Here is a 25,031-nt window from a genome sequence, read left to right on the forward strand (position 1 = left end):
CCGGAACGATCCGATGACCGAGAGGTACACGATGCGCGCGCTTGAGGACACCGTCGACACCGCCCCGCCGAGGGCAGCGGGCCCTGCCGTCCCGGCCGGGCGGCCGTCGATGATGCTCGCGCTGGCGACGCTGGGCTTCGCCGTCAACTTCTGGGCGTGGGCGCTGCTGAGTCCACTGGGCCCGCGCTTCAAGGAGACCCTGGAACTCAGCTCGTTCGAGCAGTCCCTGCTGGTGGCGGTGCCGGTCGTGGTGGGGTCGCTGGGACGCGTCCCGGTGGGGGCGCTGACCGACCGGTACGGCGGCCGGGTGATGTTCCCCCTGGTGTCCGCCGCGACGATCGTGCCGGTGCTCTACCTGGGGCTGGCCGGTCACTCCTCGCTCGGCGCCCTGCTGGCCGGCGGGTTCTTCCTGGGCATCGGGGGCACGGCCTTCGCCGTCGGCGTGCCGTTCGTCAGCGGCTGGTTCCCGCCGGAGCGGCGCGGGCTGGCGATCGGCGTCTTCGGCGCCGGCATGGGCGGCACCGCCGTCAGCGCGCTGACGACCGTCAAGCTGGTCGACGCGCACGGCATGGCCAACCCGTTCCTGATCACCGCGGCGGCGCTCGCCGTCTACGCCGTCCTGGCCGCCGTGCTGCTGCGGGACGCGCCCGGCCGCACCGTACCGGCCGAACCGCTGACCCGCCGCCTGGCCGACACCGCGCGCCTGTCCCTCACCTGGCAGGCATCCGCCCTGTACGCCGTGGCGTTCGGCGGCTACGTCGCCTTCTCGGTCTACCTGCCGACCTACCTGAAGACCGGCTACGGACTCGGCCAGTCCGACGCCGCCGACCGGATGGCCGGCTTCGTCCTGCTGGCGGTGGCCATGCGCCCGGTCGGCGGCTGGCTGTCGGACCGGGTGGGCCCGGTCCGCGTCCTCACCGGGGCCCTGGCCGTCGTCGCCGTGGGCGCCGCCGTGCAGTCGGCGACCCCGCCGCTCGCTCCGGTGGGCACCCTCGCCTTCCTGGCCATGGCCGCCGCGCTCGGCGCGGGCAGCGGCGCCGCCTTCGCCCTGGTGGCCCTCCTGGCCCCGGCGAACAAGGTCGGCTCGATCACCGGCGTGGTCGGCGCCGCGGGCGGCCTGGGCGGATTCATCCCCCCGCTGGTCATGGGCGTCATCTTCAGCGCCGCGGGGACCTACGCCCTGGGCCTGCTCCTGCTGGCGCTGGTCTCGGCCGCAGCCCTGGCCTTCACCGTCACCCGGGTCCGGCGGGCCGCCGCCCACGCCACGGCACCTACGGACGCCGCGCTCCCTACGGACGCCACGCTCCCTACGGACGCCGCGCCCCCTACGGACGCCACGCGACCCGTGTGAGTGCGCCGGGGCCGTTCTGCCCACCCCGCCCGGTGGCAAGAAGGGCCGTCCGGCCCTGGCTCTCCGGCCCCGGCGTGCGGCAGGCTGCAGGGGGCACGCCCGTGGGGGCGGGCCCGACCAGGAACATCGGAGCTGCATGATGACGGAAAACCCCGCCGACGCACCGACGAAGGCACCGGTGAGCGTCTTCCTGCTCGACGACCACGAGGTGGTGCGCCGCGGCGTGCACGACCTGCTGGACGCCGAACCGGACCTGACCGTGGTGGGGGAGGCGAACACCGCCGAGCAGGCGCTGGTCCGCGTACCCGCCCTGCGTCCGCAGGTGGCGATCCTGGACGTCAGGCTGCCGGACGGCGACGGGGTGAGCGTGTGCCGCGAGCTGCGCTCGCGCATGCCGGACCTGGTGTGCCTGATGCTCACCTCGTTCGACGACGAGGAGGCCCTGCTGGACGCGATCATGGCGGGGGCGGCCGGTTACGTGCTCAAGCAGATCACCGGGACCGACCTGGTCAACGCCGTACGGACGGTGGCCGCCGGCCATTCACTGCTCGACGCCGGTGCCACCGCCCGCGTCATGGCCCGGCTGCGGGGCGAGACCGAGCGGGAGGAACCGCAGCAGGGCCTCCCCGGGCTGACCGACCGGGAGCGGGAGATCCTGGCGCTGGTGGGCGAAGGGCTGACCAACCGGGAGATCGGCAAGCGGCTCTACCTCGCCGAGAAGACGGTCAAGAACAACATCTCCCGCCTGCTGGCCAAACTCGGCGTGGAACGCCGGGTGCAGGCCGCGGTCATCGCCACCCAGGCGCTCGGAGCCACCCAGGGCCCGGCAACCGGCGGCGGCCGGCGGTCGGTCGGCACGGGCTGAGCTTCACGGACCCGTCTTGATCTCCTTCATCGTCAGATGGGATTCGAGACGGAGGACGGCGGGCAGGCAGCTGAGCCGGCCGGTGAGGAAGGCTTCGTAGGCGGCGTGGTCGGCGACGGCGACGCGGAGGAAGTAGTCGGGGCGCCCGTACATCCGGCGGAACTCCACGACCTCTTCGTAGGAGGCCACGGTGCCCTCGAACTCCTCGAAGCTGGTGCGGTCCTGGGCGTAGATCTCGACGGCGACGAGGACCTCCAGCCCGCGGCCCACCGCTTCGGGATCGATGACGGCCCGGTACCCGGTGACGACGCCCGCCTCCTCCAGCCGTCTGACCCGGCGCAGGCAGGGCGGCGGGGTCAGGCCGACCCGCTTGGCCAGCTCGACGTTGGTCAGCCGGCCGTCCTGGCTCAGGTGAAACAGAATGTCGCGATCAACCGCATCAAGAGTCACTTCATTGCTCACATGGCCATCCTAGGGCGATAATCAGCAACCATATGAGGCGGGATTAGTCCTAAAATTTCCCCATGGACATAAGCCCCGCCGCCACCGGGAGCCCGCCTCGCCCGGCGCCCGCCCCATCACCCGCCCCTCCGCCCGTGACACCGCCCGCTACGCCGTCCGAGGCGCGGGCGGCATTCAAGGAATCCGTCGGCGCCGGCCTGGGATTCGTCGTGGTCGGCCTCGCCTTCGGGGCGCTGGTGCCGCAGTCGGGCCTGGACTGGTGGTGGGCGGGGCTGTCCGCGGCCCTCGCCTTCGGCGGATCGTTCGAGTTCCTGCTCATCGGCATGGTCACCGCCGCGGCCCCGCTGGCGGTGATAGCCCTGTCCGCGTTCATGGTCAACGTCCGGCACGTCTTCTACGCACTGTCGTTCCCCCTGCACCGCATCTCCGGCCGCCTCGGCAGGACGTACAGCACGTTCGCCCTGTGCGACGAGGCGTACGCCCTCTCCACAGGGGAGCGGGCCCGCTCCTGGTCCGGCCGGCGCATCCTGTGGCTGCAATTCTTCCTGCACATGTACTGGGCAGGCAGCGCGACTGCCGGAGCCCTGCTCGGCTCCCTCATCCCGCACAGCGTCACCGGTCTGGACTTCGCCCTTACGGCCCTGTTCGCCGTCCTCGCCCTCGACGCGGTCCGTGACCTGCGCGGCGACCTGCCCACCCCCGCACTCGCCCTGCTCAGCGCCCTGGCCGCCCGGCTCCTCTTCCCCGACGAGATGCTCCTGGCCGCCTTCGCCCTGTTCACTGCCGCCCTCCTGGCCCGCCACTTCACCACCAGCAAGAAACCGAGCCATGCCTGACACGCGCTACGCCATTGCCGCCGTCCTCGTCGCCGCCGCCGTCACCTGGGCCGTGCGCGCCCTGCCCTTCGCCGCCCTCACACCCCTGCGGTCCAGCAGCACCGTCCAGTACCTCAGCAGGCGCATGCCCGCAGGCGTCATGGTGATCCTCCTCGCCTACTGCCTGCGCGACCTCTCCGTCACCCACGCACGCGGACTGGCCCCGTTGGCCGCCCTGTCCGTCACGGTCGGTCTGCACCTGTGGCGCCGCAACGCGCTGTTGAGCATCCTCGGCGGCACCGCCGTCCACGTGATCCTGTCCAGCACGGTCTTCGCTTCCTGAAGCCTGAAACACGGGCTCAGCCCCATGTCCGCCCTAACGGCCCACCGTGCGGGCCGTTGGGGCCGTCAGGGCCGCGCGGGGTGCAGCCGTCGTCCGCGCGCGCTACGAGTCGGCTGACCACGCCCACCACTCCGTCCACCCGCCAGGTCAGGCCGATCGCGGCCGGGATGTCGTCCTCGTGCACGAGCGTTCCCCGCAGGGTCACGAGACCGTCCCGTACCGACACCCGCACATCGTCCGGCGGCACGCCCAGGGCGCGGCCCAGCACCTCGCCGGCCACCTCCGCGCGGATCTGCTCGTCCGGCCGCAGGAAGACCCGCAACAGGTCCCGGCGGGTGGTGATACCGATGAGACGGTCCTCCTCGTCCACGACGGGCAGCCGGTCGACGTGGCGGCGCTGCATGATGCGCGCGGCGTCCTCGACGCGGTGCTCCGGGTGCACGGTGACCGCCGGTGTCGTCATCACCTCGCCCGCGGTCGTACCCCCGGCGGCGGCCCCGGCCGGTGGGCGCGAGGCCGGGCGTGACGGCCCGTCGGGAGCGTCCGGGCCCCCGGCGGGCGCGGGCAGGTCCGTCCGCGACACGACCCCCATGACCTTGTCGTCGCCGTCCACCACCGGCAGGCCGCTGATCCCGTGGACGTCGAGCAGCCGGACCAGTTCCTCGGCCGGGGTGTCCGGGCGGGCCTGCACGACCTCCCACGTCATCACCTCGGCCACGGTGCGGTGCTGCACGGCGATACCTCCCCTGCGTCGGTGCCTCACGGTCCCGGCCTCCCGGCCGGACGCTCTTTCCCCGCCGGTCGAGTCTCGCCGGGGACGGGCCGGGGAAGCATGGGCCTGTCTTCCTCCGTCCGAGGGCCGATCGCCCCGAATGTGCCGCGCGCACGACCCGCACGGGAGCGCGCGGCCACGGGGCTCCGATCCCACTGTTCGAACAGGGATACGCTGACCGGGTACGGCGGGCGACCGAAGAAGGAGGACCGGTGGGCACGCAGGAGTCGTTGTCGCGCATGCCTCAGATGCGACTGGACGAGTTGCTGGAGGAACTGCAGGCACGCATCGACGCGGCACGCGGCACCCGGGACCGGGTGCACAGCCTCCTGGAGGCCGTGGTCTCGGTGGGGCGGGAGCTGGACCTGCCCCAGGTGCTCCGGCGCATCGTCGAAGCCGCCGCGCTGCTGGTGGACGCGGAGTACGCGGCACTCGGTGTGATCGGCCCGGACGGCAGGCGGCTGTCGGAGTTCCTGACCGTCGGCCTGACCCCCGAGGAGGTCGCCGCGATCGGGCCGCTGCCGGCCGGACACGGCCTGCTGGGCGAACTGATCCGCAACCCCGAGCCGTTGCGGCTCACCGACCTCGGCGCCCACCCGTCGTCCTACGGGTTTCCCGCCCACCACCCCCCGATGCGTACGTTCCTGGGCGTGCCGATCCGGGTCCGCGACGAGGTCTTCGGCAATCTCTACCTGACCGACAAGCGCGGCGGGCGGGACTTCGACGCGGAGGACGAGTCGGTGATCTCCACGCTGTCGGTCGCCGCCGGTGTGGCGATCGACAACGCGCGGCTCTACGAGGGGTCGCAGCGCCAGCAGCGCTGGCTGAAGGCAGGCGCGGAGATCACCAACAGCCTGTTCTCCGGCATGCCGCGCCTGGAGGTCCTGGAGCTGATCGCCCGCCGGGCCCGGGAAATCACCAGGGCGCAGCTCGCGGACGTCTGCGTCCCCATGCACGACACCGGCGACCTGGTCGTCGAGCTGGCGCTCGGCGGACACGGCGCCGAGCGCCGCGGCCTGGTGGTACCGGCCGACGGCACCCTGTCCGGCGCCGCTCTCAAGGCGGGAGGACCGGTCACCTCGTCCGGCCTGGCGGGCGACGACCGCTGCACCGCCGGGCCCCGGCGGTTCGACGGCCTGGGACCGGCGGTGGCCGTGCCGTTGGGCAGCGAGGGCGGCAGCGCCCGGGGCGTACTCCTGCTGGCACGCGCCGAAGGGGAGGCGGTGTTCACCGAAGGGGAGCTGGAGCCGCTGCACGCGTTCGCCGGGCAGGCCGCCCTCGCCCTGGAACTGGCCGAGCGACGGCGCGACGCCGAACAGCTGGCCCTGCTGGAGGACCGCGACCGTATCGCCCGCGACCTGCACGACCTCGCCATCCAGCGGCTGTTCGCCACCGGTATGACGCTGCAGAGCGCCGCCCGGCTGGTCGAGCACGCCGGCGCGGCGGAGCGGGTCACCCGGGCGGTGGGTGACCTGGACGAGACCATCAAGATCATCCGGTCGACGATCTTCGGTCTGCGGGTCAGGGAGGAGGACACGGGACCGAGCCTGCGGGCCCGCGTGGCGCGCGCCGTGGGGGAGGCCGGTACGGCACTGGGCTTCCCGCCCCGGCTGAGCATGGAGGGCCTGCTGGACACGGACGTACCGGCGCAGGTCGCCGATCACGTCGTGGCGGCCCTCACCGAGCTGCTGAGCAACGCGGCCCGGCACGCGCACGCGACCCGGGTCGAGGTGGCGCTCCAGGCCACCGGCGACGAGGTCCTGCTGACCGTGACGGACAACGGCAGAGGCATTCCGGAGGGCGGCCGGCGCAGCGGGCTGGGCAACCTGTCCGAACGGGCGAGCAGCGTGGGCGGGGTGCTGGAGATCCGTACGCCCGACGAGGGCGGAAGCCGGATCGTGTGGCGCGCTCCGCTGCCCGCGGGCACCTGACGGGCTGCCGGCGGCGAGGAGTCAGAAGCCCTCGCCGCCGGTGGCGCACACCGCGACCGCGGGCTGCGTCACCAGCCGGAAACCGGTGACCAGATCCGGCTGGATGCGCAGCACGCCGTTCATGGTCTGCGCCACCCACGGCCGCAGCAGGTCCTGGTAGCGGGCCACCTGCACGGGGTCGGCCACCAGCTGGGCGTACCCGGTGATGATGACGCTCCAGCCCAGGTGGGTACGCGGATCGATGGCATCGGCCTCGTACGCGACCACCAGGCCCGCCTCGCCCGCGGGCGGCGCGATCGAGGTGAGGGTCGCCCCGTCGTTGAGCCGGACGATGATGTCCTCCCCGTCCAGGAGGTGGTTGACGGGACGGATGGCGGGCAGGGCGTTCTGGGTGAACACCAGCCGGCCGAGCGGGACGCTGCCCAGCAGCCGCAGCGATTCGCCCCGGAGGAGCTGCTGCATCCCCCGGGGGGCCACCGGTTCACGGCGTTCGTCGACCTGCTGTGCGTCTTCGTCGTTCATCCTGCACACCCTCTGCTCCGGCGGCGTTCGTCCGGGCACTCGTTGCCTGACGGCCAGCCTTCCGAAGACACCCTCTTGACAACAGGGCCGAACGGACCCCGATACAGGCCTTTCGGGATGTCAGGAAGGTGCGGTGGCAGTCACCGCGGTGTCTGCCGGAAGGGTTGGAGCGGGGTCCCCGGGGCCCGGGTCACGGGTGGGGCACGACGGCCACCGGGCACGGTGCGTGGTGCAGCGCCGCGTGCGCGACCGCACCGATCTTCCTCAGGTCGTGACGGCCCGGAGCGCGGCGTCCCACGACCAGGAGCCGGGCCCGCCCGCTGCCCGCCAGCAGAACCTGTCCCGCACCACCCATCTCGACGTGCTCGACGACCTTCACCCCCGGGAAGCGTTCCCGCCACGGCCGCACGGCGTCGGCCAGCCGCTTGCGCTCCAGCGGCTCCAGGCCGCCGGCGTCGTCGGCCGCCCGCATGGCTTCGCCGCCCCACACCAGCACCGGCGGGATGTTCCAGGCCCGTACCGCTCGCAGGACCGCCCCCTGGGCCGCGGCCGCCGCGAAGGCGAACTCCAGCACCGGGCCGCTCTCCCGCTCGTCCTGCACCCCCACCACGACCTCGTCACGGGGCTGCCCCGCCTCGTCGTCGCGCGTGCCGCGTACGAGGACCACGGGGGCGGTCGCCTGCCGCAGCACCTGGAGTCCCACGGATCCGAGCAGGTAGCCGACCAGTGTGCTGTGCCCGCGCGAGCCCAGGACCAGCAAGTCCGCCGCGGCGGCCTCGGCGACCAGGGCCACAACGGTCTCGGCGGCCAGGATCTCCCTGGTGACGGGCAATTCGGGGAAGTCCCCGGCCACCCGGACCGCGGCCTCCCGCAGCACCTCCGTGGCCCAGCGGCGCTGCACTTCCTCGTCCGCCGCGACCGGCACGTCCAGGGGGCGCCACAGCCACGCGTGGACCAGCCGCAGGCGCGCTCCGCGGCGCGTGGCCTCGGCGGCGGCCCAGTCGGCGGCGGCGAGGCTGTGGTCGGTTCCGTCCAGTCCGACGGTGACGGTGCCGGGCATGGGGACCTCCTGAAGCGGGAACGGGAGTACGTCCTGACTCCACTCTCCGGGCACGGCGGTCACCGTGGGGACGGCCCCGAGGTCCCGAGTCCGGGGACCAATGGCCTTCCGGCCGACCGCCCGCCACGTGGCGGCGCACCGGGGCCGCTCCGGGCTTCGTCGAAGCGGGCGAGAACGAGACGGGCCATGGCGTCGTGGGCGCCGAGCGGACGGGCGGTGCCCATGCATCCCGCACGGTCGGCCTCCGCTGCGAGGTGGTCGGAGAAACGGCCGGGGGCCATCAGGTAGGGCAGGACCGCGATACGTGTACAGCCCTCGTCACGCAGGTCCTGTGCCGTACGGGCCAGGGACCGGCCTTCCCCGCTACCGGTGCCGGAACCGGCGCACAGCAGGGCGGGCCGTACGGGGACGGGGGTCGCCCGCCGGGCGCGCAGAGCCGTACCCAACTGGCGGGCGGCGGCGCGGCAGCCGTCGTTCCCGCCCGGCCGACGTGAACCCGCGGCGGCCAGGACGACGGCGTCCGCCGGGAATCCGGCGCGCGCCTCGGCCTCTTGGAGACGGTACGCGAGCGCCTCGGTCAGCAGCGGGTGCGGCGCCAGCGGCCCCGCGGCGCGGGCGGGCCCGAGCAAGGCGGGAAGGTCCACGGTGAAATGAAAGCCCGCCCCCAGCAACAAGGGCACCACGATCGCAGGCGCGCCTTTCACAGCGGCCACGGCCTCGTCGACCCTGGGGCGGTGCAGGTCGAAGAACGCGATGTCCACCCGCAATGCGGGACGCAGCGCGCGCACGTGCGCCAGCAACCGGTGCGTTTCCGTTTGCGCCCGTGCCTCGCGACTGCCGTGCGCGGCGGCAATCAGCACAGGGGAAAAGGAGGCCATGCCGCCACCGTAATAATGCCTCCCTTTCGCGATAAGGAACTGCTGGTCCCGGAATTGCAGGGACGACAGGCCCTGATCAAGGGGACGTTCGGCGCGGGGGGCGGGCGCGGAGCGGTCATAGCCTGAAGACGCTGCGGCCCGGGAAGGCGCGGGTTCCGTGCGGCAGTCGTGGAATACGGAAAACGCGTCCCGTCGCCAAGCAGCTGGCAGGAGAGCTCACATGGTGTCATCCACCGACCGGCCCACTCTCGTTCTCGTCGGTCACGGCATGGTCGGCCAACGGCTGCTGGAAGAACTGGCCGAACGGGACGCGCTCGCCGGCCCGGAGAACGGCGAGGACGACGGCAAGCGGTGGCGCGTCGTGATCCTCGCCGAGGAGGAGCGCCGCGCCTACGACCGCGTGCACCTGTCCTCGCTGTTCACCGGAACGACCCCGGAGGAACTGAACCTCGCCGAACCCGACTTCCTCGAACACCACGACGTCACACTGCGCCTCGGCGACCCCGCCACCGCCATCGACACCGCCACCCGCACGGTGACCACGCGCCGGGGCGCGGCGTGGCACTACGACGCGCTGGTGCTGGCCACCGGCTCGTACGCCTTCGTCCCACCGGTGCCCGGCCGGGACGCGCCCGGATGCTTCGTCTACCGCACCGTCGAGGACGTCCGGGCCATCCGGGAAGCGGCGCGCGGCGCCCGTACCGCGGCGGTCATCGGCGGTGGGCTGCTGGGGCTGGAGGCCGTCGGGGCCCTGCGCTCACTCGGCCTGGAGACCAGCGTGGTGGAGGCCGCGCCCCGGCTGATGCCCGGACAGGTGGACACCGGCGGGGCCGACGCCCTGGCACGCACCGTCGAGTCCATGGGCGTCCACGTGCACACCGACGCGGCGATCACCGAGGTGTGGACCGGTGCGGACGGGCGCGTCCGCGGCCTGTCGCTGTCGGACGGCACGAGCGTCCAGGCCGACATCATCGTCTTCTCCGTGGGCGTACGGCCCCGCGACGCACTCGCCAGGGCGGCCGGCCTCGACGTCGCGGACCGCGGCGGCATCATGATCGACAGCCGGTGCCGCACCTCCGCGCCGGAGATCTACGCGCTCGGCGAATGCGCCCGCGCCGCCGACGGCAACGTCTACGGGCTCGTCGCGCCCGGCTACCGGATGGCGGAAGCCCTGGCGGACACCCTGACCGGCGGGGAAGGCAGCTTCACCGGCGCCGACACCTCCACCAAGCTCAAGCTGCTGGGCGCGGACGTCGCCTCCTTCGGCGACCCCTTCGCTCCGGACGCCGGGGGCTCGGTGCTCTGGGCCGACTCCGGCTCCGGCGTCTACAAGAAACTGGTGCTCGGCCCGGACGGCAAGCTGATGGGCGGCATCCTGGTCGGGGACGCGGACGCGTACGGCACCCTGCGCCCCCTCGTGGGGGCCCGGCTGCCCGGCCCGGCCGCCTCCTTCCTGCTGCCCGCCGACGCGTCGGGCCCGGTGGACACCACCGCGGTACTCCCCGACGACGCGGTGATCTGCTCGTGCAACGGAGTCACCAAGAAGGCCCTGCGCGACGCCGTCCACGCCGGCGCGCACGATCTGGCCGCCGTGCAGAAGTGCACCGGCGCCGGCACCCGGTGCGGCGGCTGCGTCGGCGCCGTAACGTCGATCATGCAAGCGCAGCTGGCGGCCGAAGGCGTCGAGACCGGACCGGGCGGACTGTGCCCGGACTTCACACAGACCCGCCGGGAGCTGTACGAGATCATCCGGGTGACCGGCACCGACAGCTTCACGCGTCTGGCACGGGAGTACGGCGTTCCCGGCCCGGACGGCACACCGCCGCACGGATGCGCGGTCTGCCGCCCGACCGTCGCCTCGCTCCTCGCCACCCTCGGCCCGGAACTCGGACTGCACCACATCCTGGACGGCGAGCAGGCCGCCCTCCAGGACACCAACGACCTCTTCCTCGCCAATCTCCAGAAGGACGGCACCTATTCCGTGGTGCCCCGCCTGCCGGCCGGTGAGATCAGCCCCGACCACCTCATCGTGCTCGGCGAGGTCGCCCGCGAATTCGGCCTCTACACCAAACTCACCGGCGGACAGCGCATCGACCTGTTCGGCGCCACCGTTGACCAGCTCCCGGACATCTGGCGCAGGCTGGTCGACGCCGGCCTCGAATCGGGCCACGCCTACGGCAAATCCCTGCGCACCGCGAAATCCTGCGCGGGTTCCCGCTGGTGCCGTTTCGGGCAGCGCGATTCCGTCGGCATGGCCGTGGAGCTGGAATTGCGCTACCGCGGACTGCGGTCCCCGCACAAACTGAAGCTGGCGGCCTCCGGCTGTGTCCGCGAATGCGCCGAGGCCCAGAGCAAGGACGTCGGCGTCATCGCCACGGCGAACGGCTGGAACCTCTTCGTCGGCGGCAACGGCGGCGTCACACCCCGCCACGCGGATCTCCTCGCCCAGGACCTGGGCGACGCGGAACTCATCCGTGTCATCGACCGCTTCCTGATGTTCTACATCCGCACCGCGGACCGCCTGGAACGCACCGCGGCCTGGCTGGAACGTATCGACGGCGGCATCGACCACGTCCGTGACGTGGTCCTGCACGACTCCCTGGGACTGGCCGAGGAGCTGGAATCCCAGCTGCAGCGGCACGTGGACGCCTACCGCGACGAATGGCGGGCCGTCCTGGAGGACCCGGCGAAGCTGCGGCGCTTCACCACCGCCCGCCCCGCCCCCGACGGCCCGGCCGCCCCCGGGCACGTCCAGATCCGCACACCCGAGGGCGCGTGGCAGTCCGTCTGCCTGCTGGAGGAACTCGAACCGGGGCGCGGCGTGCCGGTCCGCGCCGGTGACGAAGGAGAGACGGTCGCGCTCTTCCGCTCACCGGACGGAGAGGTCTTCGCCGTCTCCGACACCGACCCCGTCTCGCGGGCCGCCGTCATCTCCCGCGGCATCTACGGAGCGGTCGACGGAACGCCGGTGGTGACCTCACCCATGTACAAGCAGCGCTTCGACCTGCGCACCGGAGCCTGCCTGGACGACGAGAGCCGGCACCTTGCCGTGCACGCTGTCCGGGTGCTCTGAGCCGCGACGGGGCGCCGTCACCCCGCGTCGTCACGCGTGCAGCGAACTCACTGTTCCACCGTCCGCCCTCCGGCCTAGGCTGACCGCAGGCTCATGGTGAAGGGCCGGTACCCCAGCGCGAGGGCGCATCCCCGCCGAACGCGGAAGGAAGGGAACCACATGACCCGATCCATCCGATCCATCCCGGCACCGGAAGTCCGCACGTCGGCCGGTTCCGTCCGCGGCCGGTGGCAGGGCGACGTGGCCGTCTTCCGGGGCATTCCGTACGCCCGGCCGCCCGTCGGCGACTTGCATCTGGCGGCGCCCGTGCCCGCGCTGCCCTGGGACGGGGTGCGCGAGGCCGACGCCTTCGGGCCCCCGCCACCGCAGTCCCTCGCACTCGGATACGGGGCCGGGCCGCAGAGCGCGCCGGGCGCGGACGACTGGCTGACCGTCAATGTCTTCAGCCCCGATCCCGGCGGAGCGGGACTGGCGGTCATGGTCTGGCTCTACGGTGGCGTGTACATGATCGGCTCGGCCGACGGGCCCGGCTACGACGGTACGGGCCTGGCCCGGCGGGACACCGTCGTGGTGACGTTCAACCACCGGGTGGGCGCCGAAGGCTACGGGCAGTTCGCGGGCGCGCCGCCCAACCGGGCCCTGCTGGACCAGGTCGCCGCGCTGGAGTGGGTCCGGGACAACATCGCGGCCTTCGGCGGCGACCCGGGCCGGGTGACCGTCTTCGGCGAGTCGGCGGGCGCGGGTGCGGTGGCCGCCCTGATGACGATGCCCCGCGCGGCCGGGCTCTTCCACCGGGCCGTGGCGCAGAGCGTGCCGGGCACCTTCTTCAGCACGCCGCTGGCCTCGGACATCGGTGCGGCCATCGCCGCCGAACTGGGAGTGCCCGCTACGCGTGACGGCCTCGCACCGGTGGCGCCCGGCGCCCTGCGGGACGCGGCGGACTCCGTATGGAACAAGATGGCGGACCACGGCGCGCGGTGGGGCCGGGCAGCACGGGCCCGGATGCCGTTCGCGCCCGTGGTCGACGGCGACGTGCTGCCGCGAACTCCCTGGGAGGCGCTGCGCGCGGGGCAGGGCGCAGGCATCGACCTCGTCGTGGGGCACACGCGGGACGAATGCCGCGGGTTCACCGCGCTCTCGGGGCGGCGCGGGAAGGTCACCGAGGAAGAAGCCGCTGCCACCCTCGAATGGTGCGCGCCCGACGCCGCCGGAGCACGCGCCTACCGGACAGGCCATCCGGCCGCGGACCCCACCGGAATCCAGGACCTGGTCATGTCCGACTGGCTGTTCCGCATGCCCAGTCTCCACCTGGCCGAGGCCCACGTGGCGGGCGGAGGCACCGCGTATCTGTACGAGATGGCCTGGCCGAGCCCGGCGATGGACGGTGCGCTCGGCGCCTGCCACGGGCTCGACGTCCCGCTGGTCTTCGGCGCCTTCCACGGCGAACTCGCCGAAATGCTCCTGGGGAAGGAGCCTTCCCCCGAGGCCAGGGCGCTCTCGGAGTCGATGATGGCGGCCTGGACCGCCTTCGCCGGAACCGGTACGCCCGGCTGGTCCCCGTACCGGCCCGAGGACCGGCTGACCCGGGTGTTCACCGCGGACTCCGTCACCGTGCCGTACCCGGCGGAGACATCCCGTCTCATCTGGGCGGACTGGAAGTTCGCCGCACTCGAACCGACGGGCGGCGCATGACAGGAGGCCGGAACCGCGTTTACCAGGGACCGCGTTACCAGGGCCGGCGTTACCAGGGCTCGCGTTACCAGGGAACGACCTGCCCCAGGTGATCGAGGAAGTGGAGGCCGGGCTTCCCCTGTTGGCGTTCGATCGTCTCCGCCACCCCGGGAATGCTCTCCTCCACACTGAGTTCGGCCTCAAGCCCGCCGAGTTCGGTGCGCACCCAGCCCGGGTCCATGAGCAGCAGCGTCCGGGTGTCCTCCGCGTAGCGGGCGGCATAGCTGCGCATCAGCTGGTTCAGCGCGGACTTGCTGGCCCGGTACAGGTCCTGCCCGCCCTCGGTGTTCAGCGTGATGCTGCCTTGGTCGGAGGACATCACACCGATGGTCCCGGTCGGCGCGACCAGCGGGCGCAGGGACTCCACGACGCGCATCGGGCTGAGCGCGTTGGTGACCATGACCTCGGTGAACATGTCCGTCGGGACCTCGCCGATCGGGAGGTCGCCGCGCGTGATGGCGGCGTTGACGAAGAGCAGGTCGAGGGTGCGCCGCGCCAGCCGGTCGCGCAGCGCTGAAACCTGCTCCGGATCGGTCATCTCCAGCGATTCGACGGTCAGCCGCCCTCCGGACGATTCGGCCAGGTCGTGCAGTCCGGTGCGCCGGCTGCCGCGCACCGTGCCGATGACGTCCCAGCCGCGGCGGAGGTACTCGGCGGCGAGCCCGAGGCCGAGCGTCCGGGAAGCTCCGACGACGAGGGCGGTCCTGGGGGATTCGGTCATGTGATTCCTATCGTGATGCGTATGGGGCGGCGCGGGTCGTCGCGGTTCGTTGCGGAGCGTCGCGGGTAGTCGTGGAGCGTCGTGGGCCGGTTCGGATGCTCACTCCAGCAGCCGGTGCACAACCCGGCTGCCCGTACGACCCGTCGGAGCGGCCCTGCCGATCATGAGCCAAGTCTCCGAGCGGCCCGGCCGGACGTCCAATACTCTTCCGAACACATTGATACCGTTAAGGCATGGATCTGGACCTGAACCTGGACCTGGATCTGCGCAAGCTCCGTTACTTCGTCGCGGTGGCCGACCATCGGCATTTCGGCCGGGCGGCACAGGCGCTGTTCATCGCGCAGCCGGTGCTCAGCCGGCAGATCCGCGCGTTCGAACAGGAGCTGGGCTGCCGGCTGTTGACGCGGACCACGCGCAGCGTCGAGCTGACCCCCGCGGGCCGGCAGCTGTACGACGAGGCGCGCAGCATCACCACGGTGGTGACCACGGCACTGCGGCGCGTGCACGAGGCCGAACGGGGCGAACAGCGGCTCGTCGTCGCCTTCTCGCCCGGCCTGCACGTGTCGGAGGCGATCCGGGCTTTCACGGCGGCCCACCCGGAGACCCGGATCGATGTCTTCCCGCTGCGCTGGTGGGAGCAGGACGCGCCGTTGCGCGACGGCCGCGCGCACGTCGGATACCTCCGGCACCCCTTCGACGACGCGGGACTGCGCACCGTCCCCATCGGGCACGAGACCAAGGTCGCATGCCTGCCCGCGACGCATCCGCTGGCCGCCCGCCCCACACTCACATCGGCCGATCTCGACGCCGAGCCGATCCTCGACGTCAGGACGCGGCGGACCTCCTCACTGGAGGAGAAGTTCGAACTCATCGCCTCCGGACAGGGCATAGCGCTCGTTCCCCTCAGCGTCGCGGCCTCGTACTCCCGCCCCGACCTCGTCTACCTGCCCGTCACCGACGCCCTGCCCGTGAAGACCTGCCTGGCCGCCCCGGAGAACAACTGCGCAGGCCCTGCACTGGACTTCTTGGAAACGGCCGCCGCGATACTGCGCAAGGCGGGGGACCCCGGCCCCTAACGCGCCATGCCGAGCGGCTTGCCTCCGCGGAGAGGGACGACTCGCTGCGTCCAGCGTTGCCGGTGGTGGCGGACGTACCGGATGTCGACGAAGTGCCACCGGTGGAGTGTGATCCTCCTTCCGTGGCTGCCGGTCACTGAGCGGTTTCAGCGTTGCCTCTCCAGGGTGAGGGCGGCCCTGCTGATGACGGTCATGCGCTTGGGGCGGCTGCCGGAACCGGGGTGCGTCACGGTTGTATGGTCTCCCCCTCGCCGGGCTGGGGGACGGTGTCGCCGATGACGGCGGCGAGGCGTTGGAGCTGGGCGGCGAGTTCGCGGCGTTCCGGCGGCGTGAAGTGCGCCAGCGCCTCGGACTGACGGGCCCGCAGTTCCGTCCGCATCGCCGCGAGCCGATCGGCCCCGTCCTCGGTGAGACGGATGAGGACCTGGCGCTCATCGTGCGGGGAGCGCTCCCGCGTGACCACGCCCGCAGCTTCGAGCTGCTTGAGCATGCGCGTGGCGGTCGGAACGCTGACCTCGGCGGCGACGGCGAGCTTGCCGACCGGCAATCCGTCGCCCTTGGCGCCGGCGGCGAGGGGCTCCAGCAGGGTGATCTGAGCCATGGACAGCCCGGCCCCGGAGCGGCCCATGGTGGCCGCCCGAGAGCGGCGCATGGCATAAAACAGCCGGTCAGCGGCCTGCGCCAGCTCCCTCACGCCCGCCTCGTCGCCGGCGGGGTCCTGAAGGTCGTCCACTTCGTGGTTGCTCGTCTCTCGCATGACTGTTAGCTTACTAAATGAATCAATTAGCAAGCTAAGCTTTAGAAGGCTAGGAATCATGGACTACCCCGCGCGCATAGACGTCCACCACCACATCGTTCCGCCGGTCTGGGCCCAGACCCTGGCAGCGCGGGGCCTGGACTCCGGCGGCTGGGCCATCCCGGCCTGGAGCCCCGAGAGCGCGGTCGCGATGATGGACCAGCAGGGCATCGCCACCGGCGTCATGTCCGTCACCTCGCCCGGCGTCCACCTCGGCGACGACGCGGCCGCCCGCGACCTGGCCCGCGCCGTCAACGAGTACGGCGCCGAGGTCGTCAAGGACCACCCCGACCGCTTCGGCCACTTCGCCGGCATCCCGCTGCCCGACATCGACGCCGCGGTAGCCGAGGCCGTGTACGCGCTCGACACCCTCGGCGCCGACGGCGTGGTGCTGATGTCCAACGCCCACGGCAAGTACCTCGGCGACCCGGAATTCGAGCCCCTGTGGGCCGAACTGGACCGCCGCGCCGCGAACGTCTTCGTCCACCCCGCGCAGCCCCCGATGACGCTGCTGCCCGGCACTCCCGCCCCGCTTGCCGACTACGTCTTCGACACCACCCGCACCGCTTTGAACATGGTGCTCAACGGCGTCATGGACCGCTACCGCAACGTGCGCGTGATCCTCTCCCACGGAGGCGGCTTCCTGCCCTACGCCGCCTACCGCTTCTCCGGCCTGACCTCCACGGTCGTGGACCGCGAGCGCAAGGCGGAGGACGTCCTGCGCGATCTGAAGCGGTTCTACTTCGACACCGCCCTGTCCGCGAGCCCCTCCGCGCTGCCGGCCCTGCTCGCCTTCGCCGAGCCCGGCCACGTCCTCTACGGCAGCGACTGGCCCTTCGCCCCCCAGGAGGCCGGCTCCTACTACAACAACTTCCTTGAGACCTACCCCGATTACACCCCGGGTCAGGCCGAAGCCGTCGACCGCGGCAACGCCGAGGTGCTCTTCCCCCGCCTCGCCCGCTGACCAGGCCGGACATGCCCGCTGAGTTCGCCGCCGGGCGGTCGTCTGAGGTCGGTGGTGCCCCAGGGGCCGGCGCCCTGGTAGGCGCGGTCGGCCAGGACGGGATGCCCAGTCGTTCGCAGATCCGGATGATGCGGTGGCTACGGGCTACGGGCTACGGGCTGCGGGCTGCGGTCAGGCCGTGGGTGCGTCCCGGCAGTACGGGTGAGATCCACCGCACTGTGCCTTCGGGGCCGGTGACGACCTGGACGTTGATCCCGTGGCGGCGGTGCTTGGCCGAGTAGTCCGCGTGGCCGTCGCCGACGCGGTCGCACTCGGCGAGAGTCCCGTCGAGCAGGGCGAAGTCAGGGACGTTCTCACTCAGAACCTTCAGCAGGCCCGAGGCGCGGTCGGCGAGCAGGCCGACGCTGTCCGTGACATGGGCGTGGGCGGTGCCGACGGATGTCCCGAAGCCGGCCGCCCCGCCCACCCCGACACCCTCACCGATCGGGGGCCACGCTGAAAACGCTCACTGCGTCGACGACCGTGCGATGTCGGTGAGGACCCGTGCGGATCGTGTCCCTCTGGAGCCCCGCGCGCGTGGTGTAGCTCAGGCGCGGCCGGGTGTTGAAGGCCCAGGAATACGCCGCTGCGAGTTCGTTGTGCCAGTCGTCCGATGCCGATTCCCGGCGGGGAGCCACGGGGGCTGCTCGCCGGGCGAAGTGCAGAGCGCGGGAGTACGTGGCGGCGTCCGTGGACAAGAAGCCCTGCCAGTCATGGAGGGAGAGGTCCCACAAGGCTCCGACGCGTCCACCCGCGCCCGGCCGGCCTCGGCCTCCGCCATCTCCCCGAGCGGTCCTCGGAAGATGACACAGTCGTTCTTCGAATGTCCTCTGTCCTCCCTTTCGCCGGCCGCCCCTGTGTTGCCGGTTTCCGGTGATCACGGCGGCAGAGAAGCGTAACTTGCGGGGGATGGGGGAGTGGCGCGGGTCGCGAGCGGCCCCCTGCCGACTGTCGGACGTCGTCGTCGGTTCCGGTACAGAGCTATGAGTGTCAGTGCCTCCCTCTACGGTGGTGGATTAGATGCCGCTGATGCGGTGGGGAGGAGGCCGACGGGCGTGCGCAGGGTTCCACCGGAGATGTTCCGGTTCACCACGGTGGAGAGGTCCGACCTGTACGGAGCGGTGCTGGACGCGTTCGGTGCGGCCGGCGAGCATCTGGAGACGGCGCTGGGGCTCGACGCCGTACGGGAGTGGCTGCGCGGGGTGGGGTGGCTGACGGCGGTCGAGGACGGGGAACTGCACGAGGCGCTGAAGAAGCTGGTGCAGTGGGAGCTGCTCGTCGTGGTCCACAACCACGCCGAGAACTACCGCACGGCCGAGGAGTACGAGCGGCGCAACCTGCAGTACCTGCTGACCCGTCGCGGAGAGGCGGCCCTCGCCGGTGTGCGGCACGCACTGGAGATGCTCGCCTCCACGGGGGCACTGCAGACGGCTGTGCTGGAGGCGATAGCCGACCGGCTCGACGAGCTGTGCCTGCTGTCCGGCGAGCCCGCTTCGGCAGACCGCCGCATCTTCACCACGCTGCGTGAGCTGGAGGGGCACCTGGAAGCTCTGGTGGAGAACACCAAGGCGTTCAACGGCGAGTTGCAGCGGCTCCTGCGCGCCGAGGGCGCGGACCTGGAGGTGTTCCGCGAGGTGAAGGCCGCCACCGTCGCCTACCTGCAGGAGTTCCTCGTCAACCTCGACCGGCGCGGGCAGGCCGTCGCCGCCGCCGTGGCCCGTGCGGAGGAGTGCGGGATCGCCGTACTGCGCGAGCGGGCCCTGCGCGGAGCGGAGTTGCCGCCGTCGGCGGGCGAGGACCCCGCGGCCAACTGGCTGGAGAGCCGGCGGGCGCGCTGGGCGGGCCTGCGCGCGTGGTTCCTGCCGGACGACGGGGCACGGCCGAGGGCCGAGCAGCTGCACGACATCGCCCGGCGGGCCATCGTCTCCCTCTTGCAGGTACTGGAGCGGATCAACGAATCGCGGCGCCGCTCCTCCAGCGCCGTACAGGACTTCCGGGAGCTGGCGCGCTGGTTCGCGGCCGCCCCGGCCGAGGAGGACCTCCACCGGCTCTGGTCGGCGGTCTTCGGCCTGGGCTCGGCGCGGCACGCCCATCTCGCCCACCCCGACCCGGAGCTGATCCCCTCGTCGCTCTCCTGGGCCGAGGCCCCGCCGGTGGAGGTGTCGGCGCTGCTGCGGGCCAGCGGCAGAGCGGAGCGGTTCACCCGTACGGCCAAGGTGCGGGACGTGGCGGCGGTCCGGGCGGAGCGTGCCGAGCGCGCCCGTGCGGAGCGGGCGGAACTCGCGCGGGCCTGGCAGGGCCTGGCGACGGACGGCCCGGTGTGCCTGTCCTCCTTCGGGACGCTGGATCCCGTGGTGTTCGAGCGGCTGCTCGACCTGCTGGGCCGGGCCCTGTCCGCCCGGCCGGACACCGACGGGCTGCGCCGCGCCACGACGGGGGACGGCCGGGTGGAGATCACCCTGTCTCCGCCACCGGACGGCCGTACCGCCGTGCTGCACACCGCGAAGGGCACGCTGGCCGGCCCCGACTACGTCGTCCGGGTCACCGCAGTGGCCGGCCCGGGTGCGTTCCCGGCTCCGGGCGCTGCCCGGCAGGAGGCGGTGGGATGAGCACGCTCGCCAACCAACTGGCCGCCGTCGAGCGGGAGGAGGTCGCCCGCGGCATACGGTTCCTGCTGGCCCGGCCCCTGCTCACCGAGGCCGCCGACCCGGCCGCCTTCGACCTCGTACGGCGGCGCCACGAGCCGCTGGAGCAGTGGTTCGACTACACGTGCGGCTGGAACCTGGTGGTGGAGCCCCGCCGCGGGTACGCGCGCCTGGCCAAGGTCCGCGCGGACCCGGACGGCTCCCGCCCGGCCCGCAGGCCGCGTGCGGGCCGGGCCCCGTTCGACCGTCGGCGCTATGTGCTGCTGTGCGTGACCGCGGCCGAACTGCTGTCGATGCCGATGACGACCATCGGCCTGCTCGCCGACCGTGTCGTGCAGGCCACCGCGGCCGACCGGGCGCTGTCCGCCTTCGACCCGGTCCACCGGCCGGAGCGGACGGCGTTCGTCGACGTCCTGAAGCTGCTGGAGTCGTACGGTGTGCTGCGCGCCGTGGACGGGGCCACCGACGCGTACATCGAGTCCGCGGAGGCCAAGGTGCTGTACCGCGTGGACTCCACCCTGCTGATACGGCTGCCCTCCGCACCCGTCGGCGCCTCCCGGCTGGCCGTGCCCCCGGAGGAGGCGCCCGCACGGTTCGAGGACCTCCTCGCCGGACTCGTGCGGGAACGACGCTACGGCCATGTACCGGAGGCGGCGGGTGGCGGCGCCGCGGACGAGGCGCGGAGCGAGACCGGTGCCACGGACACACAGCGCAACCTGCATCTGCGCCACTCGGTCCTGCGCCGCCTCTTCGACGACCCGGTCCTGTACCGGGCGGACCTCTCCGAGGAGGAGCTGGCCTACGTCACGTCCCTGACCGGACGCCAGATCCTGCGCCGTTCGGTCGAGCAGGCGGGCTTCGTCCTGGAGGAACGGGCGGAGGGCTTCCTGCTCGTGGACCCGGATGCCCTGGCCACCGATTTCCGCTTCCCCGACGACACGTCCACCGCCCGGGTCGCCGCGCTGCTCCTCCTGGATTCCGTCTGCGCCGCGCCCGCCGGGAAGCTGCCCGAGCAGCTCGCCGAGGCCGGGGCGGATCTGCTGCGCCGCTTTCCGCGGTGGGCGAAGGCGTACCGGTCCGAGGACGGCGCGGCACGGCTGGCCGACGACGCCGTACGCGTGCTGTGTGACGTCGGGCTGGTCCGCCGGGACGGGGGCCGTGTCATCGCGCGCCCCGCCGCCCACCGCTACCGGGTGGCCGAGGCGGCGAGTGCGGGAACGGACAGCGAGTCAGGCGGGCAGCGGAGTGCGACCCGGGCCGGGACGACGGGTGCCGCGGCTTCGGGCGGCGCCGCGGAGGAAGGAGACGAGCAGTGAGCGTGACGGAGCTTCCCCTGCCGCGGCGGCAGGAGCCCACCGAGCCGGCCGGCACACCGGTACGAGCGGTGGAGCCCGCCCGGAGCCGCTGGCAGCCGCGCCGCGCCGGCATCCTCAACGTCTGGCGCTACTACGACGAGGTTTTCACCTTCCACCAGGGCCGCCTGCTGCTGCGCGGGCAGAATGGGTCGGGCAAGTCCAAGGCCCTGGAGCTCCTGCTGCCCTTCCTCTTCGACGCCAGCCTGCGCCCCCACCGGCTGTCCACGTTCGGCGGGTCGGAACGCACCATGCATTGGAACCTGCTCGGCGAGGGCGCCTCCGGCAAGACCCGCGTCGGATACGTGTGGATGGAGTTCAGCCGCCTCGGCGAGGACGGCAGCGAGCGGTGGTTCGGCTGCGGGGCACGCCTGCAGGCGAGCGTGCACACCACCGGGGTGCACGCCGACTACTTCACCACGAGCACCAGGATCGCCCACCCCGCAGGCGCGTCCCTCGTCAACGGGGCGGGGCAGCCGCTGACCCGCGCCGCCCTCGTCGAGGAACTGCGCGACCGCGGCGACGTGCATGCCGCGGCCGCCGACTACCGCGCGGCGGTACGACGCGAACTCTTCGCCGGCATGGGGGAGCAGCGCTACGAGTCGCTCCTGTCCGCCCTGCTGCAGTTGCGCCAGCCCAAACTGTCCGAGCGGCTCGACCCGTCCCTGCTCTCCACGCTGCTCTCCCGTGCCCTGCCGCCGCTGGGTGAGGCGGAGATCGCGGAGCTCGCCGAGGGCTTCGAACGGTTGGACCGCCAGCGTGAACACCTCAAGCGGCTCGACGACGAGGTGACAGCGGCCGAGTCCGTCGCGACCCGCCAACGCGCCTACGCACGACGGGCCCTGCGCGCCGGCTCGGCCGCGCTGATCTCCGCGACCACCGAGATGGACAATCTCACCCGCGTGGCCCGCCTCAGTGCCGAGGAGCTCACACAGGTCCTGGAGGAACGCGAGGCGGCCCAGGCCCGTGGCGAGGAGCAGGACAGGCGCGCGCACGCCCTGGAGGAGACCGTCGAGGGCCTGCGGGAGAGCGACGCGTACAAACAGGGCGAGGAACTGGACCGGCTCCGTCGCCGCGCCGAGCACGCCGCAACCACTGCCGGGCGGCAGAGCGCAGCCGCCCGGACCGGACAGGGCAGGGCGCAGGAGGACCAGCGGCGCGCCGACGACGCCACGCGTCACGCGCGCACCCTCGACGACCACGCCCACGAAGCCGCCGAGGAGACCCGTACCGCGGCCCGGTCAGCCGGCCTGGAGTCCATCCATCACGAGGCGAAGGCACTGTTCGACGGCGCGGCCACGAGCACGTCGAGTGAGGAACAGGCCCGCCGGGCCCGACGGCTGCTGCGCGGCGCTGTCGCCGCCCGGCGGGAGCAGATCACCCGCGTCACCGAGGCGATGGACGGACACGACCGCACAGTCCGCGACCGCGGCGCCGCCGAGGACGCACTGGACCGGTCCCGCACCCGTCTCATGGAAGCGATCACCCTGCGCGACGAAGCCGCCCGGAACTGGGACGACGCCCTCACCTCACAGGCGGAGCGGCTGCGCGCCTGGGCCGGAGCGTGCGCGGAACTCCGCATCACCGACCCCGGGGAACTGGTCACCCGAGCGGCCACCGAGGCTGACGTGACGGCCGTGACGGAAGCCGCCGCGCGTGCGGTGGAACAGGAGATCGCCGCGGCGGAAGCCACCGTCCGGGCCGCCCGGCACAGCCTGGCGGACGAGCGGAGCCACCTCGAAGAGGAAGTGCGGCGGCTGAGCCGTGAGACCGACCTGCCGCCCGCGCCGCCGCCCACCCGCACCGCGGACCGCACGGCGACGGCAGGTGCCCCGCTGTGGCGACTGATCGCCTTCCGCGACGACGTCCCCCTCGCCGTACGGGCCGCGGTGGAAGCCGCGCTGGAGGCCTCCGGCCTGCTGGACGCCTGGGTCCGCCCCCACGAGGGCATCATGCTGTCCGGCCACGACGTCCGGGCCGAGGCCGCCCTGGCCGCGGCGGCCCCCGGGCCGAGCCTGCTGGAGGTGCTCCGCCCCGAGGAGGACATCCCGGTCCCGGCCGCTGCCGTGACCCGGCTCCTCGCCGGTGTCGCCTACGGCACGAGCCTGCCCGGCGGCCACCCGGCGGCCGTCTCCGCCGACGGTGCCTGGCGGCTCGCGCTCGCCACGGGCACCTGGAGCAAGCCGGAGCCCGCGTACATCGGCGCCCTCGCCCGGCAGCGGGCACGACAGCGCCGGATCAGCGAGGTGACCGACCGTATCGGCGGGATGAACGCCTCACTCGCCGCGCTCGACAACCAGCTGAACGGTTTTGCCGCCCGCCGCGCCCGCCTGGAAGCCGACCGGGCGGCCCGCCCCGACCACCGGGAACTGGACGCCCGCAGCCGTGACCGGGACCGCGCCGAGGAAAGGGTGGCCGCCCGGGACGACGCCGTACGCGATGCCGCCGCGCACCTGGCCCGGTGCGAGACCGAGGTGGGAACCGCCCTGCGTACGCTCAGCCGCCGGGCCGCGGAGCACGCGTTGCCCACCGACCGTGGCCGCTTGCGTGACCTGTCCGGCGAAGTGGACCGGTACCGTGACACGGCCGACACCTGGGTGGACGCCCGAATCGCCGCCGCCACCGGTGCCGACAAGGCCCGCCAGCTGGCGGGCCAGGCGGATCGCTCGCGCCAGGCCGCCGACGAGCAGTCCGCGGACGCGGCCGCCGCCGAGGCCGACGCCGATGGACTGCGGGCGCGTCTGGAGGCGGTGGAGGCGACTGTCGGCGAGGACTACCGGCAGGTCGTCGCGCGCGTCGCCGAGGCGCGCGGTGAACTGCGCGAGTGCCGTGAGGAGTTCGCCCGGACGGGAGATCACCTGCTGCGTCTGGAAGGGCGTATCGGAGGGCTCCAGGCCACCAGCAGCCAGGACGCCGAGCTACGTGAGCGGGCCGTCACGACCCGGGACGAGGCGGCGGGCCGGTTCCGGCACCTGTGCAGGACCGGGCTGGCCGAAGACGCCGGTATCGCACTGCAACTCGACGCCGAGGACGGCGCCAAGGCCACCCTGGAGGCCGCCCGCGCGACGGCGGCGCAATGGCCCGGCATCCCGCACGCGCCGCGCAACCTGAGCGACGCCGCGACCCGCCTCTCCGAAGCCGTCCACGAAGCCCGGCAGCGTCTCGGTGCCCGTGCCGACCTGGACCTGGAGCCCGACGACGACATCCAGCTCTTCACCGCCACCCTGGACGGCGTACGTGTCGGCGCCACCGGCCTGCTCACCGCGCTCACCCGGGAGCGCGACCGCAGCCGCGACGACATCACCGCCGCCGAACGCGGTCTGTTCGACCAGATCCTCACCGGCGACATCCGCCGCCACCTCGCTGCCCGGATCCGTCAGGCCGGTGAACTCGTCGAGCGCATGAACGGGCATCTGGAGCGTGTCCGCACCGCCTCCCGTGTCGCCGTACAACTCGTCTGGCAGATCCGCCCCGACCTCCCCGACGGCACCCGCACCGCCCGCGAACTCCTGCTCAAGGACCCGGGCAGGGTCACCCGAGCCGACCGGGAGGCGCTGCACGACTTCTTCCGTGCCCGCATCGAGGAAGCCAAGAGCAGGAACACCGCGACCAGCTGGGAGGAGCAGCTCCGGTGA

Annotated in this window: 19 protein-coding genes and 1 pseudogene; 12 read left to right on the forward strand and 8 right to left on the reverse strand. The window is 72.7% G+C overall.

Translation table 11 applies throughout. The features are described 5' to 3' along the window. The first annotated feature begins 112 nt into the window (after positions 1–112). On the forward strand, positions 113–1,351 hold the full coding sequence (locus A6A06_RS21035; protein WP_073763281.1) for an MFS transporter: 1,239 nt from the start codon (positions 113–115) through the stop codon (positions 1,349–1,351). 139 nt (positions 1,352–1,490) lie between these two features. Then, the gene (locus A6A06_RS21040; protein ID WP_073763282.1) at positions 1,491–2,216 is read left to right on the forward strand and encodes a response regulator; all 726 of its coding nucleotides are present in this window, start codon (positions 1,491–1,493) and stop codon (positions 2,214–2,216) included. Between the two features lie 3 nt (positions 2,217–2,219). On the opposite strand, the gene A6A06_RS21045 is transcribed toward A6A06_RS21040, so the two are convergent. Then, positions 2,220–2,678, reverse strand: a complete 459-nt coding sequence (locus tag A6A06_RS21045) for an Lrp/AsnC family transcriptional regulator (protein WP_073762818.1) — start codon at positions 2,676–2,678, stop codon at positions 2,220–2,222. Between the two features lie 62 nt (positions 2,679–2,740). Between A6A06_RS21045 and A6A06_RS21050 the strand changes: the two genes are divergently transcribed. Both A6A06_RS21050 and A6A06_RS21055 read left to right on the forward strand, forming a co-directional pair. Further along, positions 2,741–3,514, forward strand: a complete 774-nt coding sequence (locus A6A06_RS21050) for an AzlC family ABC transporter permease (RefSeq protein WP_079194177.1) — start codon at positions 2,741–2,743, stop codon at positions 3,512–3,514. Continuing rightward, a complete protein-coding gene (locus A6A06_RS21055; protein ID WP_073762820.1) occupies positions 3,507–3,836 on the forward strand; it encodes a branched-chain amino acid transporter permease in 330 nt (109 codons plus the stop codon). The genes A6A06_RS21050 and A6A06_RS21055 overlap by 8 nt, the downstream gene beginning before the upstream one ends. Positions 3,837–3,852: 16 nt before the next feature. On the opposite strand, the gene A6A06_RS21060 is transcribed toward A6A06_RS21055, so the two are convergent. Continuing rightward, positions 3,853–4,569 carry a CBS domain-containing protein gene (locus A6A06_RS21060; protein WP_242440855.1) on the reverse strand — a complete coding sequence of 239 codons (717 nt, stop codon included), beginning with the start codon at positions 4,567–4,569 and terminating at the stop codon, positions 3,853–3,855. Positions 4,570–4,847: 278 nt separating this feature from the next. Here A6A06_RS21060 and A6A06_RS21065 point away from each other — a divergent pair, with 278 nt between their 5' ends. After that, positions 4,848–6,539, forward strand: coding sequence for a sensor histidine kinase (locus A6A06_RS21065; RefSeq protein WP_443333763.1), 1,692 nt, complete (start codon positions 4,848–4,850; stop codon positions 6,537–6,539). Between the two features lie 21 nt (positions 6,540–6,560). On the opposite strand, the gene A6A06_RS21070 is transcribed toward A6A06_RS21065, so the two are convergent. The 3 genes from A6A06_RS21070 to A6A06_RS21080 form a co-directional block, all read right to left on the reverse strand. Beyond that, entirely contained in the window at positions 6,561–7,061 is a 501-nt protein-coding gene (locus A6A06_RS21070; protein ID WP_073762822.1) for a pyridoxamine 5'-phosphate oxidase family protein, read from the reverse strand. Between the two features lie 190 nt (positions 7,062–7,251). After that, on the reverse strand, positions 7,252–8,121 hold the full coding sequence (locus A6A06_RS21075; RefSeq protein WP_073762823.1) for a universal stress protein: 870 nt from the start codon (positions 8,119–8,121) through the stop codon (positions 7,252–7,254). Between the two features lie 59 nt (positions 8,122–8,180). Beyond that, positions 8,181–8,999 carry a sirohydrochlorin chelatase gene (locus A6A06_RS21080; RefSeq protein ID WP_079194178.1) on the reverse strand — a complete coding sequence of 273 codons (819 nt, stop codon included), beginning with the start codon at positions 8,997–8,999 and terminating at the stop codon, positions 8,181–8,183. Between the two features lie 220 nt (positions 9,000–9,219). Between A6A06_RS21080 and nirB the strand changes: the two genes are divergently transcribed. Together nirB and A6A06_RS21090 are read left to right on the forward strand one after the other, a co-directional pair. Next, entirely contained in the window at positions 9,220–12,072 is a 2,853-nt protein-coding gene (nirB, locus tag A6A06_RS21085) for a nitrite reductase large subunit NirB (protein WP_073762825.1), read from the forward strand. Between the two features lie 159 nt (positions 12,073–12,231). Continuing rightward, positions 12,232–13,764, forward strand: a complete 1,533-nt coding sequence (locus A6A06_RS21090; RefSeq protein WP_073762826.1) for a carboxylesterase/lipase family protein — start codon at positions 12,232–12,234, stop codon at positions 13,762–13,764. Positions 13,765–13,828: 64 nt separating this feature from the next. Here the strand turns inward: A6A06_RS21090 and A6A06_RS21095 are convergent, their stop codons facing one another. Next, a complete protein-coding gene (locus tag A6A06_RS21095; protein ID WP_073762827.1) occupies positions 13,829–14,524 on the reverse strand; it encodes an SDR family oxidoreductase in 696 nt (231 codons plus the stop codon). Positions 14,525–14,775: 251 nt separating this feature from the next. Between A6A06_RS21095 and A6A06_RS21100 the strand changes: the two genes are divergently transcribed. Then, positions 14,776–15,600 carry a LysR family transcriptional regulator gene (locus A6A06_RS21100; protein WP_073763284.1) on the forward strand — a complete coding sequence of 275 codons (825 nt, stop codon included), beginning with the start codon at positions 14,776–14,778 and terminating at the stop codon, positions 15,598–15,600. 226 nt (positions 15,601–15,826) lie between these two features. Here the strand turns inward: A6A06_RS21100 and A6A06_RS21105 are convergent, their stop codons facing one another. Beyond that, positions 15,827–16,357 carry a MarR family winged helix-turn-helix transcriptional regulator gene (locus A6A06_RS21105; RefSeq protein ID WP_073762828.1) on the reverse strand — a complete coding sequence of 177 codons (531 nt, stop codon included), beginning with the start codon at positions 16,355–16,357 and terminating at the stop codon, positions 15,827–15,829. Between the two features lie 58 nt (positions 16,358–16,415). Here A6A06_RS21105 and A6A06_RS21110 point away from each other — a divergent pair, with 58 nt between their 5' ends. Next, positions 16,416–17,360 (forward strand): amidohydrolase family protein, encoded by a 945-nt coding sequence (locus tag A6A06_RS21110; protein WP_073762829.1) that lies wholly within the window; start codon positions 16,416–16,418, stop codon positions 17,358–17,360. Here A6A06_RS21110 and A6A06_RS21115 read toward each other — a convergent pair. Further along, positions 17,351–17,817 (reverse strand): annotated as a pseudogene (locus A6A06_RS21115) (transposase family protein); the annotation flags it as partial. The gene A6A06_RS21110 and the pseudogene A6A06_RS21115 overlap by 10 nt on opposite strands. 637 nt (positions 17,818–18,454) lie before the next feature. Between A6A06_RS21115 and A6A06_RS21125 the strand changes: the two are divergent. From A6A06_RS21125 to A6A06_RS21135, 3 genes are read left to right on the forward strand one after another with little or no spacing between them, the layout of a single operon-like run. Further along, complete coding sequence (locus tag A6A06_RS21125) at positions 18,455–20,008, forward strand: TIGR02677 family protein (protein ID WP_073762831.1); 1,554 nt, start codon at positions 18,455–18,457, stop codon at positions 20,006–20,008. Further along, on the forward strand, positions 20,005–21,360 hold the full coding sequence (locus tag A6A06_RS21130; protein ID WP_073762832.1) for a TIGR02678 family protein: 1,356 nt from the start codon (positions 20,005–20,007) through the stop codon (positions 21,358–21,360). The genes A6A06_RS21125 and A6A06_RS21130 overlap by 4 nt, the downstream gene beginning before the upstream one ends. 2 nt (positions 21,361–21,362) lie before the next feature. Beyond that, positions 21,363–25,031, forward strand: a complete 3,669-nt coding sequence (locus A6A06_RS21135) for a TIGR02680 family protein (RefSeq protein WP_242440856.1) — start codon at positions 21,363–21,365, stop codon at positions 25,029–25,031.

Source organism: Streptomyces sp. CB02923 (assembly GCF_001905005.1).
Classification (GTDB): domain Bacteria; phylum Actinomycetota; class Actinomycetes; order Streptomycetales; family Streptomycetaceae; genus Streptomyces.